Genomic DNA, 438 nt, shown 5'->3' with positions numbered 1-438 from the left:
ATCATCATTGCGGGTCTTGCAACGCGGGACGAACTCGAGATCGGTATCGTCGTAGACGAATGCGGGCGGACCAAGGCGAGCGCCTTGCATGGGCTGTTCGCGATGGGACCGCTTGGCCTCGGCAGCCTCCCGGATATCGATCTGGTGCCTCAGATCGTCTTACAAAGCCATGCCGCTGCGTCGTTGCTCAACAGTTGGATTGGCGAAGTGGCTAAAGGCGCAGCACGTCGTCAAAGCCTGTGACGATGCGTGAGAGTTATTGTCCCAACCTGTGAATGGATGGCAAAGCCGGCCAAAGCTGCATCGCCACTCTGGGCGATGCAGCGGGTCGGGAATGGGGTGCAGTCAGGCTGTTCGCGACGCCTGGATGACTGTCGGTGGCGCACGCGGCGGCAAGCACCGCGCGATATGAAGCCGCATGGGCGTCGCCTGTCCGGC

Annotated in this window: 1 pseudogene; it reads left to right on the top strand. The window is 61.6% G+C overall.

The features are described 5' to 3' along the window. A pseudogene (locus AF337_RS12395) lies at positions 1-243 on the top strand (FAD/NAD(P)-binding protein); the annotation flags it as partial. Positions 244-438 lie beyond the last annotated feature (195 nt).

The organism is Rhizobium ecuadorense, from assembly GCF_001187535.1.
Classification (GTDB): domain Bacteria; phylum Pseudomonadota; class Alphaproteobacteria; order Rhizobiales; family Rhizobiaceae; genus Rhizobium; species Rhizobium ecuadorense.
Note: the sequence above shows the minus strand (reverse complement) of the source record. Positions and strands in the feature narration are given on the sequence as shown.